Below are 16,444 nucleotides of genomic sequence, written 5' to 3'. Positions count from 1 at the left end.
TACTAGAATAAAAACCTGCAACCATTACTGATTCGGCAGATAGTTAGCCTATCGCTGTCATTTCAGTAGTGGTTGCAGGTTTTTATGTAGTGGAGCCAACGCAGTAGAAAGCCCCCGCCCCGCCATGCGTAATAAGCATTCGTTAGCGAATTTTGCCCGTTTTGTGAGCATAGCGACCGTTTCGGAGCTCTGTCTGAGCGAACGCAGTGAGCGAGTTAGCGGAGGAACGGTCAATAGGCGGCGGAGCAAAACGGTCGAAAATCCGCGTGAATGCGGTTACGCATGGCGGGGCGGGGGCTTTCGGACTTATTGATATTTACTGTGCAATATTGTTTATTCGTGATAATGATAGCTGTCAAGCAGCTGGTTCTTCATATCCCACAGCGGCTTTGACAGATCGACGTGCACGCGGTGCGGGTATTCCAGACGCAGGGACTCTTCCCACAGGGTGGAGAGTTCTTTCTTGCAGTATTTCTGGATATCCATAACCTTCGGGGACTCGTAGACACACTGACCTTTTAAGAAGACCGGAATCATCATCTCACGCATGGTGTAACTGCCTGGTGCCAGGTGGGTCTTTTTCCAGGTCTCAATCGGGTCGAAGAGAAGAAGGGACTTGTTGGTGTCGTATTCCTCGTCAACCAGACAAATCAGGTCAGCAATGATCTTGCCATTTTCCTTGTCGTAGATGCGTCGGATGGTCTTATTGCCCGGATTGGTGATCTTTTCTGCGTTCTCGGAAAGCTTGATCTTCGGGATGAATTTTCCGGTAGCCTTGTCCTGGATCGCAGCCAGCTTGTAAACGCCGCCGAAGGATGGGCAGTCTTTGGAGGTGATCAGGTTGGTGCCGACACCCCAGGAGTTGATGGCTGCGCCCTGAAGCTTTAAGGAAGAGATCAGAGTCTCGTCCAAGTCGTTGGAAGCGGAGATGACTGCATCGGAAAATCCGGCTGCATCGAGCATCTTTTTTGCTTTCTTGGACAGATAAGCCAGGTCACCGCTGTCTAAGCGGATTCCGTAGAAGGTTAACGGAATGCCGGCTTCACGCATCTCAGTGAAGACTTTAATGGCATTTGGAATACCGGAATTTAAGGTATCGTAAGTATCAACCAGAAGGATGCAGGCATTTGGATACAGCTTTGCGTAGGTGCGGAATGCGGTCAGCTCGTCCGGGAAGCTCATGATCCAGCTGTGTGCGTGGGTTCCTTTGACCGGGACATCGAACATTTTTCCGCAGAGTACGTTGGAAGTACCGATACATCCGGCAATCATGGCAGCGCGGGCACCATAGATACCGGCATCCGGACCCTGTGCACGGCGCAGACCAAACTCCATGACTCCATCGCCCTGTGCGGCATAGACGACGCGTGCTGCCTTGGTGGCAATCAGGGACTGATGGTTGATGATGTTTAACAGGGCAGTTTCGATTAACTGGGCTTCCATGATCGGGGCAATGATCTTTACAAGCGGTTCTCTTGGGAAGATAACGCTTCCTTCCGGGATCGCGTAAATATCACCGCTGAAATGGAAGTTACTCAGATATTCCAGAAAATCCTCCTCAAACATGCCGGTAGTGCGCAGGTAATCAATGTCATCTTTTTCAAAATGCAGGTTCTTTACATAGTCGATCACCTGGTCCAAACCAGCACAGATCGAATAGCCGGAGCCTACCGGATTGTTTCTGTAAAACGCGTCAAAAATGACGGTCTCGTTTGCATCTTTTTCTTTAAAATAGCCATGCATCATGGTCAGTTCGTAAAAGTCTGTGAGCAGGGTCAGGTTACGTTCGCTCATACCGGTTCTCCTTCTGGTTTCGGTTAAATTTGTGTAAAACATAAGTAGTATACCATTAGTTTTCTCAAAAAACAATGCGATTGATAGGAAAATAACAAACCGACTGGCCGCGGAAACCTTGACAATTCCCAGACAAATCAATATAATGAAAAAGAATGTAATATCAAAAAGGCTATGACGGAGACAGTAGCGCTGCATAGAACGCAGGTGCCGGAAAACGACCAGCAATCAACAACGGTCAGGAGGCACGAGCGAGCCGGGGGTGGTGGAAGCCCGGTGCAAGTAAGGCAGCAGTCGAAGATCACTCCCGAGCCGCAGGCTGAACGTACAGAAAATCTTTCAAGTAAGCCCCGCCGGCATTCCGCCGTTAACCGGAACTCATATGTTGGTATGCAGTAATAGGTGGTCAAAAGTGGCAAGAAGTGTCGTTTCCTGTTTGCAGGGAACGGCTTTTTTTATTCATAGGAAGTTTTGCACTGGTTTAAAATGTTCCGGATGGAAAACAGAAAGCCTATGAACGTTACACACGATGTCCCGCTGCATGCGTCAAAGATTGGAGGCAAAGAAAAGCATGTATGAGAAAGTACCTACAAATATGAATTTTGTAGAGCGAGAGAAAAAAATTGAAAAGTTCTGGGATGATGAGCACATCTTCCAGAAGAGCATGGATTCCCGCAAAGAGGGTCCGACCTACACCTTCTACGATGGCCCGCCTACCGCAAACGGCAAGCCTCATATCGGCCACGTACTGACCCGTGTCATCAAGGACATGATCCCGCGTTACCGCACCATGAAAGGCTGCATGGTTCCGCGTAAGGCAGGCTGGGATACCCACGGACTTCCGGTTGAGCTGGAGGTGGAGAAGATGCTGGGCCTGGATGGCAAAGAGCAGATTGAGCAGTATGGTCTGGAGCCCTTCATCGAGCATTGTAAAGAGAGTGTCTGGAAATACAAAGGCATGTGGGAGAAATTCTCCGGCACCGTTGGTTTCTGGGCAGACATGGACAATCCGTATGTTACCTATCACAATGACTTCATCGAGTCTGAGTGGTGGGCATTAAAGCAGATCTGGGAGAAGGGACTTCTGTACAAAGGTTTCAAGATCGTTCCTTACTGCCCGCGCTGCGGTACCCCGCTTTCCTCCCATGAGGTAGCACAGGGCTATAAAGATGTCAAAGAGCGTTCTGCGATTGCCCGCTTCAAAGTAAAGGGCGAGGATGCTTACATTCTGGCATGGACCACCACACCGTGGACCCTGCCGTCCAACGTGGCACTCTGCGTAAACCCGGATGAAACCTATGTAAAGGTAAAAAACGGCGATTATACCTACTATCTGGCAGAAGCACTCTGCGACAGCGTTCTGGAAGGTGAGTACACCGTATTAGAGAGCTACAAGGGCAAAGACTTAGAGTACAAAGAGTACGAGCCGCTGTTTGACTGTGCGGTTGCAATCTGTGAGAAGCAGAAAAAGAAAGCATTCTATGTTGTCTGCGATAACTACGTAACCTTGACCGATGGTACCGGCGTCGTACACATTGCACCGGCATTCGGTGAAGACGACTCCAAGGTCGGCAGAAAATATGACCTGCCGTTCGTACAGCTGGTTGATGCCAAGGGCGAGATGACCAAAGAGACTCCGTGGGAAGGCGTATTCGTAAAGAAAGCCGATCCGCTGGTATTAAAGGCATTAGACGAGAAGGGACTGTTATTCTCCGCACCGAACTTCGAGCACAGCTATCCGCATTGCTGGAGATGCGATACACCTCTGATCTACTATGCAAGAGAATCCTGGTTCATCAAGATGACGGCTGTAAAGGATGATCTGATCCGCAACAACAACACCATCAACTGGATTCCGGAGAGCATTGGTAAAGGACGTTTCGGCGACTGGCTGGAGAACGTTCAGGACTGGGGCGTTAGCCGTAACCGTTACTGGGGCACCCCGCTTAACATCTGGGAGTGTGAGTGCGGCTGCCAGCATTCCATCGGAAGCCAGGCAGAGTTAAAGTCCATGAGCCCGAACTACGCAGATGTTGTAAAGAAATATGCAAAAGAGATGGATAAAGAGGCAAACGGCGAGGTTGAGCTGCATCGTCCATTCATCGACGATGTCACCATCACCTGCCCGCAGTGCGGCAAGCAGATGCACCGTGTACCGGAGGTGATTGACTGCTGGTTCGATTCCGGTTCCATGCCGTTCGCACAGCATCATTATCCATTCGAGAATAAAGAGCTGTTTGAAAAGCAGTTCCCGGCAGATTTCATCTCCGAGGCAGTAGACCAGACCCGTGGTTGGTTCTATTCGCTGCTGGCGATCTCTACCCTGATCTTCAACAAGGCACCGTACAAGAACGTTATCGTTCTGGGCCATGTTCAGGATGAGAACGGACAGAAGATGAGTAAATCCAAGGGCAATGCCGTTGACCCGTTCGATGCACTGGAGACCTACGGTGCCGATGCGATCCGCTGGTACTTCTACATCAACAGTGCACCGTGGCTGCCAAACCGCTTCCATGGCAAAGCCGTTCAGGAAGGCCAGAGAAAGTTCATGGGTACCCTGTGGAACACCTATGCATTCTTTGTTCTGTATGCAAACATCGATAACTTCGACGCAACCAAGTATACACTGGATTACGACAAGCTGCCGGTTATGGATAAGTGGCTCTTATCCAAGTTAAACTCTATGGTCAAAGATGTGGATGATAATCTGGCAAACTACCGCATCCCGGAGGCTGCAAGAGCCCTTCAGGAGTTCGTGGATGACATGAGTAACTGGTATGTCAGAAGAAGCCGTGAGCGTTTCTGGGCAAAGGGCATGGAGCAGGATAAGATCAATGCTTACATGACGCTGTACACCGCTCTGGTAACAGTTTCCAAGGCTGCAGCACCGATGATCCCGTTCATGACCGAGGACATCTACCAGAACCTGGTAAGAAGCATCGACAAGAACGCTCCGGAGAGCATCCACCTGTGCGACTTCCCGGCTGTAGAGGAAAAACTCATCGACAAGCAGTTAGAGTCCGATATGGAGGAAGTCTTAAAGATCGTTGTATTCGGCCGTGCAGCAAGAAACACTGCAAACATCAAGAACCGTCAGCCGATCGGTAAGATGTATGTCAAGGCTGAGAACAAGCTGTCTGACTTCTATGTAGAGATCATTGAGGACGAGTTAAATGTCAAGAGTGTTGAATTTGTAGACGACGTGAGAAACTTCACTTCCTACAGCTTCAAGCCGCAGCTTAAGACCGTCGGACCGAAGTACGGCAAGCAGCTTGGCAGCATCCGCAAGGCACTGTCTGAGATCGACGGAAATGCCGCTATGGATACCTTAAAGGCAGAGGGCGCTCTGAAGTTTGACTTTGGCGGCGAGCCGGTAGTCCTGACCGAAGAGGACCTCCTGATCGAGATGGCACAGACCGAAGGATATGTATCTGAGGGCGACAACTACGTAACCGTAGCCCTGGATACCAACCTGACTCCGGAACTTCTGGAAGAGGGCTTTGTCCGCGAGGTTGTGAGCAAGATCCAGACCATGCGAAAAGAAGCAGGTTTTGAGGTTACCGATCATATTAATGTATATCAGGATAACAACGATAAGATCGCTGATATCTTTAAGGAATACGCAGACACCATTAAAGGCGAAGTACTTGCCGATCACATTTTCCTTGGACAGATGAGTGGATACGCAAAAGAGTGGAATATTAACGGTGAGACCGGAATGTTGGGTGTTGAAAAAGCAACAGATGGCAGCTGCGAGAAATAAAGTATGCATAAGGTGTTGCTGCGATGGTGTTTCCTGTTTGCGCAACACAAAAACAGCAATGCTGTCACCTGTGCAGGGCACGGGCGGCAGCATTGGCATGCTGACCGGAAAAGGTTTATAAGGGCAGACTGCAACTGAGGAGAGGAGATCCAGTATGAAAGTCATTGCAAACAAAGGGTTTGACAAAGAAACATTTAAAAAGAGCGTTGTTGATAACGTGAAGAATCTGTACCGCCGCACCATTGATGAGGCAACCCCGAATCAGGTGTTCCAGGCCGTTGCCTACGCGGTAAAGGATGTCATCATCGACGAGTGGATCGCGACCCATAAGGAATATGAGAAGAAGGATGTAAAGACCGTTTACTATCTTTCCATGGAGTTTTTGATGGGACGTGCGCTGGGCAATAACATCATCAGCATTATGGCAAGAGACGAAGTGAAGGAAGTCTTAGATGAGCTTGGCTTCGACTTAAACGTGATCGAGGACCAGGAGCCGGATGCAGCACTTGGAAACGGTGGTCTGGGACGTCTTGCCGCATGCTTTTTGGATTCCCTTGCAACGCTTGGATACCCGGCTTATGGCTGCGGCATCCGTTACCACTATGGTATGTTCAAACAGAAAATTGAAAACGGTTACCAGGTCGAGGTGCCGGATAACTGGTTAAAGGATGGCAACCCGTTTGAGGTACGCCGTTCCGAGTATGCGACTGAGGTAAAATTTGGCGGTTATGTGCGCACCGTATGGGAAAATGGAAGAGAGCATTTCGTGCAGGAGGGTTACCAGTCTGTTATGGCGATTCCGTACGATCTGCCGGTTGTAGGCTATGGCAATAACGTAGTCAACACCCTGCGTATCTGGGATGCACAGCCGATCAATACCTTCAACCTGGATTCTTTTGACAAAGGTGATTATCAGAAAGCCGTAGAGCAGGAGAATCTGGCAAAGACTATCTGTGATGTGCTTTACCCGAACGATAACCACTATGCTGGTAAGGAGCTGCGTTTAAAACAGCAGTACTTCTTCATTTCTGCAAGTGTACAGCGTGCTGTAAGCAAGTACATGGAGAAGCATGATGATATCCGCAAATTCTACGAGAAGAACGTATTCCAGTTAAACGATACCCATCCGACCGTAGCAGTTGCAGAGCTTATGCGTATCCTTCTGGACGACTACAACTTAACCTGGGAAGAGGCATGGGATGTTACTACCAAGACCTGTGCGTATACCAACCACACCATCATGGCAGAGGCACTGGAAAAATGGCCGATCGAGCTGTTCTCCAGACTGCTTCCGCGTATCTACCAGATCGTAGAGGAGATCAACCGCCGCTTCGTCATTGAGATCCAGCAGAAATATCCGGGCAACCAGGAGAAGATTGCGAAGATGGCCATTGTCTACGACGGTCAGGTAAAGATGGCTCATATGGCAATCGCAGGCAGCTTCTCCGTAAATGGTGTAGCAAGACTGCACACCGAGATCCTGGAAAAACAGGAGTTAAAAGATTTCTATGAGATGATGCCGGAGAAGTTCAACAACAAGACCAACGGTATTACCCAGAGACGTTTCCTGCTTCATGCAAACCCGCTTCTGGCAGACTGGATCACCGACAAGATCGGTGACGAGTGGATCACGGACCTTTCCGCAATCAGCAAATTAAAGCTGTATGTGGATGACGAGAAGTGCCAGCACGAGTTTATGAACATCAAATACCAGAACAAGGTACGTCTGGCAAAATACATCAAAGAGCACAATGGCATCGATGTAGATCCGCGTTCCATTTTCGATGTTCAGGTTAAGAGACTGCACGAGTACAAGCGTCAGCTGATGAATATCCTGCATGTCATGTATCTGTACAACCAGCTGAAGGATAACCCGAACCTGGATATGGTTCCGAGAACCTTCATCTTCGGTGCAAAGGCAGCAGCAGGCTATAAGAGAGCAAAGCTGACCATCAAGCTCATCAACTCGGTAGCGGATGTGATCAACAACGATAAGTCCATCAACGGCAAGATCAAAGTTGTCTTCATTGAGGATTACCGTGTATCCAACGCAGAGATCATCTTTGCGGCAGCCGATGTCAGCGAGCAGATCTCTACTGCAAGTAAAGAGGCATCCGGTACCGGCAACATGAAGTTCATGCTAAATGGTGCCATGACTGTGGGAACCATGGACGGTGCAAACGTCGAGATCGTGGAAGAGGTTGGTGCAGAAAATGCGTTCATCTTCGGTACTTCCTCTGACGATATCATCCGCATGGAGCATGATCACAGCTACGATCCGATGCAGATCTTCAACAACGACCAGGATATCCGCCGCGTGCTGATGCAGCTGATCAACGGCTACTATGCACCGAACGATCCGGAGCTGTTCCGTGATATTTACAACTCCCTGCTGAATACCTTAAGCAGCGACCGTGCGGACACCTACTTCATCCTGAAAGACTTCCGGATGTATGCAGACGCACAGAAGCGCGTAGACGAGGCATACCGCGATGAGCAGTGGTGGGCAAAGGCAGCAATGCTCAACACCGCATGCAGCGGCAAGTTCAGTTCCGACCGTACCATTGAAGAGTACGTAAAAGATATCTGGCATCTGGATAAGGTGAAGGTAGAACTGTAAATCTGGCATAAAATCAGAAATCCCTCCATAGATTAGAAATAATCTGGAGGGATTTTTTATGCGCAAAATTGGAGTGATCTTTGCGGCTTTGTTTATGGTGTCCTGGATGTTTTCGTTCTTTTGTATGCATGCAGCAGGACAGGACGGGACGGGGAATTCGCATAATGCAGAGCAGGGGGATGTGGAGACGGGAGCAGCAGATCTGTCAGGTGAACAGAAGATTCCGGGTCAGTCAGATAAACTTGGTATATCTGGAAATACGAATCGTTCCGGAGAATCAGCCCTGGAAGCCGCACAGCAGGAAAGCAGAAACATCTTCCAGAGTCGCCGCGTTATTCTGGAACGTTATGGTGTCAAGACGTATCTTTCGGTGGAAGATTATCTGCCGGGTGTCGTAGTCTGCCAGGCAAGTCCGGAACTTGGTCAGGAGGCTTTGAAATGCCAGGCGGTGATCGCCCGAACTTACATATACCGTCAGATGGGAGAGCGGGAGGAAATTCAGGAGGAAGAGCTGGACCTGGACTACCTGGGCGACCGGACAGCATTTGACGGGGCAGGACTGACCGTGCATCAGAAGGAACAGCTGGCAGAGAGTCTGGAACGCTGCAAGCTTGCCGCGAAGGAAACTGCAGGAATGGTTATGAAGTATGAGGACCGTTACATTTTGCCTTTATTTCATGAATGCAGTGCCGGGCGGACCAGGACCGGTGAGGCTGACTATCCGTACCTGCAGTCGGTGGAGAGCAAGTGGGATGAGCAGAAAAACAAGGACAGACATTCTGCAACATTGGAAAGTGAAACAGCATTTAATCTATCAGATTTTGCAGCACGGATTGGAAAACTGAATGATTCCAGGGCAGTGGATGAGGCACGCCTGCCTTCTGAGATCCAGGTGGTGAAACGCGATGATGCAGGGTATGTGCTCCAGATGAAAATTGGACCAGGAACTTATACGGGTGATGAAGTGCAGTATGCGCTGGAACTGCCATCCGCCTGTTTTACGATTGACACGAAATCCCAGGGGCAGATCATCGTTCGGACAAAAGGGCGTGGGCACGGGTATGGACTCAGCCAGAATGGGGCAGAAGCCATGGCGGAAGAAGGATGGAGCTTTGAAGACATTTTAAAATATTATTATAAAAATATTTCGCTGGTCACTGAATAAGAAAAGGCACTTTGGCAAAACTACTACCGAGGTGATAAACGGTGAAAGAGAAAATGAATCAGATGTTCCGGGATAAATTATTCCTGGTCATGTTGGTGCTTGGCCTGCTGACTATGGTTGCCGCAGCAGGTGTCGTTACGATCCGAAGAGGAAACGGACAGGAACAGAAGCCATATGTGGATATGCAGGGGCAGGATGAATATTTTGCAGAAGAAGCAAACGATCAGATGCCGCTTGCAGGAAATTCCAATGCCGAAGTACCGGATCCGGAAGCTGCACAGGAAGAAATGAAACGGGCAGAGGCCGGAAACGGTCAGGACAATGCGGTTGCAGAGCAGGAACACATTGCAAAAGAAGCAGGTCCGGAGAAAAATGCAAAGACTCCGAACGGGCAAAGTACGGTAGCTTCCGGAAATGAAAGTGGTGAGAATGTCGAAGCAGAAGCAAGAGAAGCGGGAGCAGGTGGTATTGCAGCGACTGCGCTGGTGCTGGACTTTGCGGACACCAGTAAAATGCTGTGGCCGGCCAGAGGCAATGTCCTTCTGGATTACAGTATGGACCGGACCATCTATTTTCCAACTCTGGAACAGTACAAATGCAATCCGGGTCTTGTGATCCAGAGTGAAGTCAGCACCCCGGTCGAAGCGCCGGCAGCAGCCAGGGTCCTGGAAGTGGGAAACAACGAGGAAATCGGTGATTATGTGGTCCTTGATCTCGGAAACGATTACACTGTGACCTGCGGCCAGTTAAAAGAAATCACGGCAGTGCAGGGGGAATATCTGGAAGCCGGGGCACTCCTTGGTTATGTGGCAGAGCCAACCAAATACTATACGATTGAAGGAAGCAACGTCTTTTTGGAAATGCACCATGGAGAGAAAACGGTGGATCCGCTGGATTATCTGGAGTAGGGATGCGTAAGATATCCTGATTTCATGAAGAAAACAGCTCAGACTGTAGATATCGTGGTGTTTGGTTTCGAAAGAATTTAGAAATTGTTCATAGAATCTTCGAAATTATTTGCTATGCTTACTTCATAAGAGAAAGATGCACGAAACCCGTCTGGTTCAATGAGCGGGCCGTGCCGCGAAAATACAATACGAGGTGAACAATGAATATCTTATTTTTTCTGACTCCCAAGAGCGAGGTTGCTCACATTTATGAAGATGATACGGTGCGTCAGGCACTGGACAAGATGGAAAGGTTCCGTTATTCCACCATTCCGCTGTTATCCAAAGACGGAAGATATGCCGGAACGATAACCGAAGGAGACCTGCTCTGGGGAATCCGGAAAGAATATCAGATGAATTTCAAAGAAGCAGAGAATGCCCCGGTTGCGTCCATTGCACGGCGGGCGGATTATAAGCCGGTAACGGCAGAATCCAGGATGGAAGACATGATCGACTGCGCATTGAACCAGAATTTTGTTCCGGTGGTAGATGACAGGGGACTTTTCATTGGGATCATAACCAGAAAAGATATTATCAAATTCTGTTACGAAAAACTGAAAAAAGAACACGAAAAAGGAAACTAAACACGAAATGAAAAACGGCGAACTCCAGAGGTGAAAAAGACACCTCTGGAGTTTTTCTTCGTTCGTGTGCATTTTGTGGCTTTTGTGATTTTAACTGCAATTCTGCCCTGGAGTATTTCCGGCACTTGCAGACTTATCAAAAGCCGGGTTAAACGCATAGAAATTTTTGCTGTCCAGCTGATCCTGCACATGTCGCAGCGTCTCACCAAACCGCTGGAAATGCACGATTTCCCTTGCACGCAGATAGCGGATCGGATCGCACACTTCTGGATCTTTTACGACGCGAAGAATGTTATCATAGGTGCTGCGTGCCTTTTGTTCCGCAGCAAGATCTTCAAACAGATCTGTAATCGGATCTCCTTTGGATTGAAATTCACAGGAATTAAACGGAACACCACCTGCTGCCTGTGGCCAGATACCGGTTGTATGGTCAATATAATAAGGGCCAAAACCAGACTCTTCGATTTTCTGCGGTGTCAGATTCCGTGTAAGCTGATGAATAATTGCCGCTACGATTTCCAAATGGGCAAGCTCTTCCGTTCCGATATCTGTTAGAGAAGCTTTTGCTACATCATATGGCATCGCATATCTTTGGGAAAGGTAACGCATGGATGCACCCATTTCGCCATCTGGTCCACCGTATTGACTCATGATAAACTGTGCCATCTTCGGATTCGGCTGTGAAATTTTTACCGGATACTGCAGTCTCTTTTCATATCTCCACATCAGCGCATTCCTCCTTCCCATGGCCATGGTCCTTGGATCCAGTTCCAGGTATCTGCATCTGCATTCGCAATCAGAAGCGGACCATTTTCTTTTTCGTACGCACGGATTGCCTGTTCGTTCATACGCCGTGCATTTTGAAAATACTGCATGGCCATAGGGCATTTTGGATGCGTATCCAGATATAAGGTGGCTTCATCCAGTGCGAAGCCAGTTTCATATACATTCTGCAAAAGCCGGTCATTACATGCACCCATTATCTGCACCTCCCCATCACAAACGGCAGGTCAAGCTCGGGGAAAATGGTCCCACGGGTAAGCCCACGCTCTTTGTCGTACACCTGGTTCCAGCGCTGCATGGGTGTATACGCCATTGCGACCGGCATATTCCGTAGACACTCTCTTTCCGCATTCGGTGCTGTCACTTGTCTGCTTTCATTGCTCTGATTCAGCGGGCAGGAAGGTCTGTCGTTTCTTCTTGTTGTATAAAAACCAGAACCCGCATTCACATTTCCGGATGAAAGCGGTTGGTAAGGAATATCCGGCTGCATAGAACGCTGCATGGAACAAGGACTGGCATTCTCTGTATTGCCGGCAGGCGGCTGAAGCAAATGAGGTCTTTGCATACAGCCGCATCGGTTATTGGAATAATCCATGATGAAAATCCTTTCCAGAGTTTCTAGTATCATCTTATGTGCCACAGAAAAAAGCGGTGCATAAGAATCATGTCACGGTCGCTCCCAGAGGTTGTCACCCTTGTCTCTCTCTGCTCATAAGATATAGTACAAGCAAGAAAAAAGGAGTTTTGATCATGTGTAACTGGAATGGATGCGGAAATAACCGTTGTGGTAACAACTGTGGTGGCTGGAACCGCGGTGGCTGCGGAGGCTGTGGGAACTGTGGTAACAACTGCGGCAGATGCAATAACGGTTGCGGTAATGGCTGCGGAAGATGCGGCAATGACTGGGGATGGAATGGATGGGGCGGCTGCGGAAGTAGTTGCAATAATGGCTGCGGCTGGAATAACTGGGGATGGGGAGGCTCCTGCGGATGGAACCGAAATACCAGAGAAGCGTTCCAGGATGGATTCCGGGAAGGATATGAAGCCGGATTCCGTGATGGATTCCGGGAAGGACGGGATAAGGACCACAGACCTGGAAGACCCGGGGAAGGAGGAGGGCCAGGAGGACGACCGGGTTTTCCGGGAGATGTAAATGATTCTGGCTGCGGATGCAGCTAAATCAATAAGCATACCGCAGATAATAATCTAACTAAAATCTAGTTGACAGATCCCACATCCCCAACTATACTAATATCACAAACAGAGATTCAGGTGTGTTACTGGTAAAGCAGGCATGAACCGAAGGGACATCAAAACGGTGTCCTTTCGATTCATGCCTTTTTGTTTTGCATCATTTCCTGTAAAACAGAGTGAAATCCGGGATTTCGGGGTATGCTTAAGATAATGCAGCTATATTTTTCTATAGTTTGTCGGCAGAAAATTCCGGAAAGAAACATCCATGTGCATCTGAATACTCGGAATAAAAAGGAGAAAGAACATGAAGGACAAGATTTTTGGAGTGCTCCAGAGGGTGGGGCGAAGCTTTATGCTCCCGATCGCGGTGCTTCCGGTCGCAGGTCTTTTGCTTGGAATCGGAAGTTCCTTTACGAACGAGACGACCATCGCAACCTATGGTCTGCAGGGAATTCTCGGAAATGGGACGATCCTGCATGCACTGCTTGTGATCATGAGCAAGGCTGGAAATGTGATTTTTGACAACCTGCCGATCATCTTCGCAGTGGGAGTTGCCATTGGTATGGCAAAGGCGGAAAAGGAAGTAGCCGCGTTATCGGCTATGATTTCCTTTTTCGTCATGCACGCGTCCATCAATGCGGTGCTTTCACTGTCAGGAAAGGTTCTGGCAGACGGTTCCATCGCACCGGACGTGTTAGATGGAACCATTGCAAATGTCTGCGGCATCCAGACATTGCAGATGGGTGTATTTGGCGGTATTATCGTGGGACTTGGTGTTGCGGCGCTTCATAACCGTTATTATAAAATACAGCTGCCAAGCGCATTATCGTTTTTTGGCGGATCCCGCTTTGTGCCGATCATTTCCACGGTTACTTATGTTGCAGTTGGCATTCTGATGTATTTTATCTGGCCGGCTGTCCAGAACGGCATCTTTGCGCTGGGCGGACTGGTTACTGGAACCGGATATTTCGGAACCCTGATTTTCGGCATCATTAAGCGTGCGCTCATTCCGTTTGGTCTGCATCATGTATTTTACATGCCATTCTGGCAAACGGCAGTGGGCGGTACCATGATGGTAGATGGAAACCTGATCCAGGGCGGTCAGAACATTTTCTTTGCACAGCTGGCATCCTCCAACGTGGCGCATTTCAGCGCAGATGCTACCCGGTATTTCTCCGGTGAGTTTATTTTTATGATCTTCGGACTTCCGGGAGCAGCACTTGCTATGTACCGCTGTGCAAAGCCGGAAAAGAAGAAAGCAGCAGGAGGTCTTCTGTTAAGTGCGGCACTTGCTTCGATGTTCACCGGTATTACAGAGCCGATTGAATTTTCTTTCCTGTTTGTAGCACCGATGTTGTTTGCCGTACAGGTGATCCTGGCGGGCAGTGCCTACATGATCGCACACATTTTGAATATTGCGGTGGGACTTACCTTCTCCGGAGGGCTTCTGGATCTGGTGATCTTTGGTGTGCTGCAGGGCAATGCGAAGACCAGCTGGCTGCGCATTATTCCGGCAGGAATCGTCTATTTCCTGCTGTATTACTTCATTTTCAGCTTTCTCATCAAAAAGTTTGACTTAAAGACCCCGGGCCGCGAGGACGATGACGAGGAAACAAAGCTTTATACGAAAGCAGATGTGAATGCCCGCAAGGCCGAGGCGAAAGAGGGAGAACGCCAGAGCCAGACAGCAGCAAACGACAACCGGAGTGCAGCTATTGCAAAGGGCATGGGCGGCAGAAAGAATATCACATCGGTGGACTGCTGTGCAACCAGACTGCGCTGCTCCATTGAGAATCCGTCTCTGGTAAATGAAAAGCTGCTTAAGAGCACTGGAGCGGTAGGTGTGATCGTAAAAGGTCAGGGAATCCAGATCATTTACGGACCGCAGGTTACCGTGATCAAATCGGAGCTGGAGTCTTATCTGGCAGAAGAACACGAGGAAGAGGCAGAAGCAGTAACTGCAGAGTCTGGCAAAGATGAGCACAGGAAAGAAACGAAAACCGTATTTGCCGAGACAGGTAAGAATGGAGAAGATGCAGAACGCAAGACAGAAAAAAATATAGAGCCGGAAACCGAAAAATCTGCCGGAGAACAGACAAACCCGGGCCATGTTTTGTATTCTCCGTTTGAAGGCATCTTAAAGCCGATCACCGAAGCTCCGGATGAAGCATTTGCCAGCAAAGCCATGGGAGACGGCTATCTGGTCATGCCGGAGAATGGAACGGTTGTGGCACCGGAGGACGGTGAGGTGATGTTCGTGTTCCCAAGCAAGCATGCCATTGGCATGAAAGCGGCAGACGGAACAGAGTATCTGCTTCACATCGGTGTTGATACCGTAAAATTAAATGGGGAAGGCTTTCAAGTCTTCGTGAGCGATGGACAGAAAATCGCAAAGGGCGATAAGCTGATGGAATTTGACCCGGCATATATTCGGGAGCACGCTGTGAGCGATGCCTGCATTGTGATCTTTACCGGTCTGACAGAGGGACAGCGATTAACCTTAGAGGGAGAAAAACAGGTGAAACGGCTGGATCAGATAGGAATGATCATTCAATAAAACTTAGGGAGTATTTTTTATAGAACAGACAGAGGACGCGTGAAGGGCGCGTCCTTTGTGCTGTTTGAAAATGCCAGACAGCATGAAAAAAGCGTTTGGTAATCGGGATTTGTCGTGTATAATAAGGGAAGAAAAGGAAACGTGGAGGTTAGGGGAATGTATCGGGTGATCAAAGTATTAAACAACAACGGAATCCTGGTTTTGGATGATGCCACCGGGCAGGAACAGATTCTTCTTGGAAACGGAGTCGGCTTCGGACACCGGATGGGGGAGCGGATGCAGACGCTTCCGCAGGCAAAGCGCTATGAAATGGTCAATGAGAAAACATCTGCTCTGACCAGGGTAAATGGAATTGACCCGGTTTATATAGAAGCAGCGGGGAAAATCATAGAGCTTGCAGAAGAGACGATGGGAGTTTTGCAGCATGATATTCTGATCCCCATGGCGGATCATATCGCCATGGCAGCAGCGCGGGCGAAGGAACAAAAGGAAATTCCAAATCCATTTAAAGCGGATATCGCAGCATTATTCGAGGAAGAGTATGAGGCTGCGAAAAAAGGATGCGTAATCTTAAAAAAGATGACAGGAATCCAACTTGGAGAAGATGAGGCCGGTTACATCGCTTTGCATATCCATGCCGGGCTGGCACAGGAAAATGTAGCGGATTCGCTGGAAACAGCGCGTCTTGTCAATGCCTGTATGTCCATGATCGAGGAAAGCACCGGAAAGAAACTGCCTTACAGCTCGCTTGGTTACAACCGGCTGATGAGTCATGTCCGTTATATGCTGGCCCGTGCCCGCAAAGGCGAACGCACCGACTTAGATCTGGAATCCTATGCCAGGGAAAATTTCCCGAAAGAATACGAACTGGCAGAGCAGATCCTGCGAAAGTTGGAACAGGAATTAAAGCTGGAGTTTGCGCGGGAAGAGACGGGATTTCTGGCTATTCATATCCGTAGAGTGACAGGAGGGGAGACGGTATAATATTTCGATAAGAAATGAAAAGATGATTGCCACTCTGCGCAGCAATCATCTTT

At 48.9% G+C, this 16,444-nt stretch carries 12 protein-coding genes; 8 read left to right on the top strand and 4 right to left on the bottom strand.

Annotated features, from left to right (window positions below):
• Window positions 1-333: 333 nt before the first annotated feature.
• Window positions 334-1,794: a nicotinate phosphoribosyltransferase gene (locus DWZ40_RS08125; protein WP_118542495.1), complete on the bottom strand. Its 1,461-nt coding sequence runs from the start codon at window positions 1,792-1,794 to the stop codon at window positions 334-336.
• A gap of 571 nt (window positions 1,795-2,365) precedes the next feature.
• Between DWZ40_RS08125 and ileS the strand changes: the two genes are divergently transcribed.
• The 5 genes from ileS to DWZ40_RS08100 all read left to right on the top strand — a co-directional run bounded on the left by ileS (window position 2,366) and on the right by DWZ40_RS08100 (window position 10,873).
• Window positions 2,366-5,557 carry an isoleucine--tRNA ligase gene (gene ileS, locus DWZ40_RS08120; protein WP_118542493.1) on the top strand — a complete coding sequence of 1,064 codons (3,192 nt, stop codon included), beginning with the start codon at window positions 2,366-2,368 and terminating at the stop codon, window positions 5,555-5,557.
• A gap of 154 nt (window positions 5,558-5,711) precedes the next feature.
• Window positions 5,712-8,177: a glycogen/starch/alpha-glucan phosphorylase gene (locus DWZ40_RS08115; protein WP_118542491.1), complete on the top strand. Its 2,466-nt coding sequence runs from the start codon at window positions 5,712-5,714 to the stop codon at window positions 8,175-8,177.
• A gap of 58 nt (window positions 8,178-8,235) precedes the next feature.
• Window positions 8,236-9,342: a SpoIID/LytB domain-containing protein gene (locus DWZ40_RS08110; RefSeq protein WP_118542489.1), complete on the top strand. Its 1,107-nt coding sequence runs from the start codon at window positions 8,236-8,238 to the stop codon at window positions 9,340-9,342.
• 41 nt (window positions 9,343-9,383) lie between these two features.
• The gene (locus DWZ40_RS08105) at window positions 9,384-10,250 is read left to right on the top strand and encodes a M23 family metallopeptidase (RefSeq protein ID WP_118542487.1); all 867 of its coding nucleotides are present in this window, start codon (window positions 9,384-9,386) and stop codon (window positions 10,248-10,250) included.
• 200 nt (window positions 10,251-10,450) lie between these two features.
• Window positions 10,451-10,873, top strand: coding sequence for a CBS domain-containing protein (locus tag DWZ40_RS08100; RefSeq protein WP_118542485.1), 423 nt, complete (start codon window positions 10,451-10,453; stop codon window positions 10,871-10,873).
• A 90-nt stretch (window positions 10,874-10,963) separates the two neighbouring features.
• Here DWZ40_RS08100 and DWZ40_RS08095 read toward each other — a convergent pair whose 3' ends face one another.
• From DWZ40_RS08095 to DWZ40_RS08085, 3 genes are read right to left on the bottom strand one after another with little or no spacing between them, the layout of a single operon-like run.
• Window positions 10,964-11,599 carry a manganese catalase family protein gene (locus tag DWZ40_RS08095; protein ID WP_118542483.1) on the bottom strand — a complete coding sequence of 212 codons (636 nt, stop codon included), beginning with the start codon at window positions 11,597-11,599 and terminating at the stop codon, window positions 10,964-10,966.
• Window positions 11,599-11,853, bottom strand: coding sequence for a spore coat protein CotJB (locus tag DWZ40_RS08090; RefSeq protein WP_118542481.1), 255 nt, complete (start codon window positions 11,851-11,853; stop codon window positions 11,599-11,601). The genes DWZ40_RS08095 and DWZ40_RS08090 overlap by 1 nt, the downstream gene beginning before the upstream one ends.
• The gene (locus tag DWZ40_RS08085; RefSeq protein WP_243035274.1) at window positions 11,853-12,158 is read right to left on the bottom strand and encodes a spore coat associated protein CotJA; all 306 of its coding nucleotides are present in this window, start codon (window positions 12,156-12,158) and stop codon (window positions 11,853-11,855) included. The genes DWZ40_RS08090 and DWZ40_RS08085 overlap by 1 nt, the downstream gene beginning before the upstream one ends.
• Window positions 12,159-12,440: 282 nt before the next feature.
• Here DWZ40_RS08085 and DWZ40_RS08080 point away from each other — a divergent pair, with 282 nt between their 5' ends.
• From DWZ40_RS08080 to DWZ40_RS08070, 3 genes are all read left to right on the top strand, one after another.
• Complete coding sequence (locus DWZ40_RS08080; protein ID WP_147354157.1) at window positions 12,441-12,809, top strand: hypothetical protein; 369 nt, start codon at window positions 12,441-12,443, stop codon at window positions 12,807-12,809.
• A gap of 345 nt (window positions 12,810-13,154) precedes the next feature.
• Window positions 13,155-15,407 carry a PTS transporter subunit IIABC gene (locus tag DWZ40_RS08075; RefSeq protein WP_118542477.1) on the top strand — a complete coding sequence of 751 codons (2,253 nt, stop codon included), beginning with the start codon at window positions 13,155-13,157 and terminating at the stop codon, window positions 15,405-15,407.
• A 156-nt stretch (window positions 15,408-15,563) separates the two neighbouring features.
• On the top strand, window positions 15,564-16,391 hold the full coding sequence (locus tag DWZ40_RS08070; RefSeq protein ID WP_118542475.1) for a PRD domain-containing protein: 828 nt from the start codon (window positions 15,564-15,566) through the stop codon (window positions 16,389-16,391).
• Window positions 16,392-16,444 lie beyond the last annotated feature (53 nt).

It is taken from the genome of Clostridium sp. AF32-12BH (assembly GCF_003477935.1).
Taxonomy (GTDB): domain Bacteria; phylum Bacillota; class Clostridia; order Lachnospirales; family Lachnospiraceae; genus Brotaphodocola.
This window is presented reverse-complemented; position numbering and strand designations above follow the sequence as displayed.

Coding starts and splice junctions, on each gene's coding strand:
- DWZ40_RS08125 (WP_118542495.1), bottom strand. CDS start 1,794: ATGAGCGAACGTAACCTGACCCTGCTCACAGACTTTTACGAACTGACC.
- ileS (WP_118542493.1), top strand. CDS start 2,366: ATGTATGAGAAAGTACCTACAAATATGAATTTTGTAGAGCGAGAGAAA.
- DWZ40_RS08115 (WP_118542491.1), top strand. CDS start 5,712: ATGAAAGTCATTGCAAACAAAGGGTTTGACAAAGAAACATTTAAAAAG.
- DWZ40_RS08110 (WP_118542489.1), top strand. CDS start 8,236: ATGCGCAAAATTGGAGTGATCTTTGCGGCTTTGTTTATGGTGTCCTGG.
- DWZ40_RS08100 (WP_118542485.1), top strand. CDS start 10,451: ATGAATATCTTATTTTTTCTGACTCCCAAGAGCGAGGTTGCTCACATT.
- DWZ40_RS08095 (WP_118542483.1), bottom strand. CDS start 11,599: ATGTGGAGATATGAAAAGAGACTGCAGTATCCGGTAAAAATTTCACAG.
- DWZ40_RS08090 (WP_118542481.1), bottom strand. CDS start 11,853: ATGGGTGCATGTAATGACCGGCTTTTGCAGAATGTATATGAAACTGGC.
- DWZ40_RS08085 (WP_243035274.1), bottom strand. CDS start 12,158: ATGCAGCGTTCTATGCAGCCGGATATTCCTTACCAACCGCTTTCATCC.
- DWZ40_RS08075 (WP_118542477.1), top strand. CDS start 13,155: ATGAAGGACAAGATTTTTGGAGTGCTCCAGAGGGTGGGGCGAAGCTTT.
- DWZ40_RS08070 (WP_118542475.1), top strand. CDS start 15,564: ATGTATCGGGTGATCAAAGTATTAAACAACAACGGAATCCTGGTTTTG.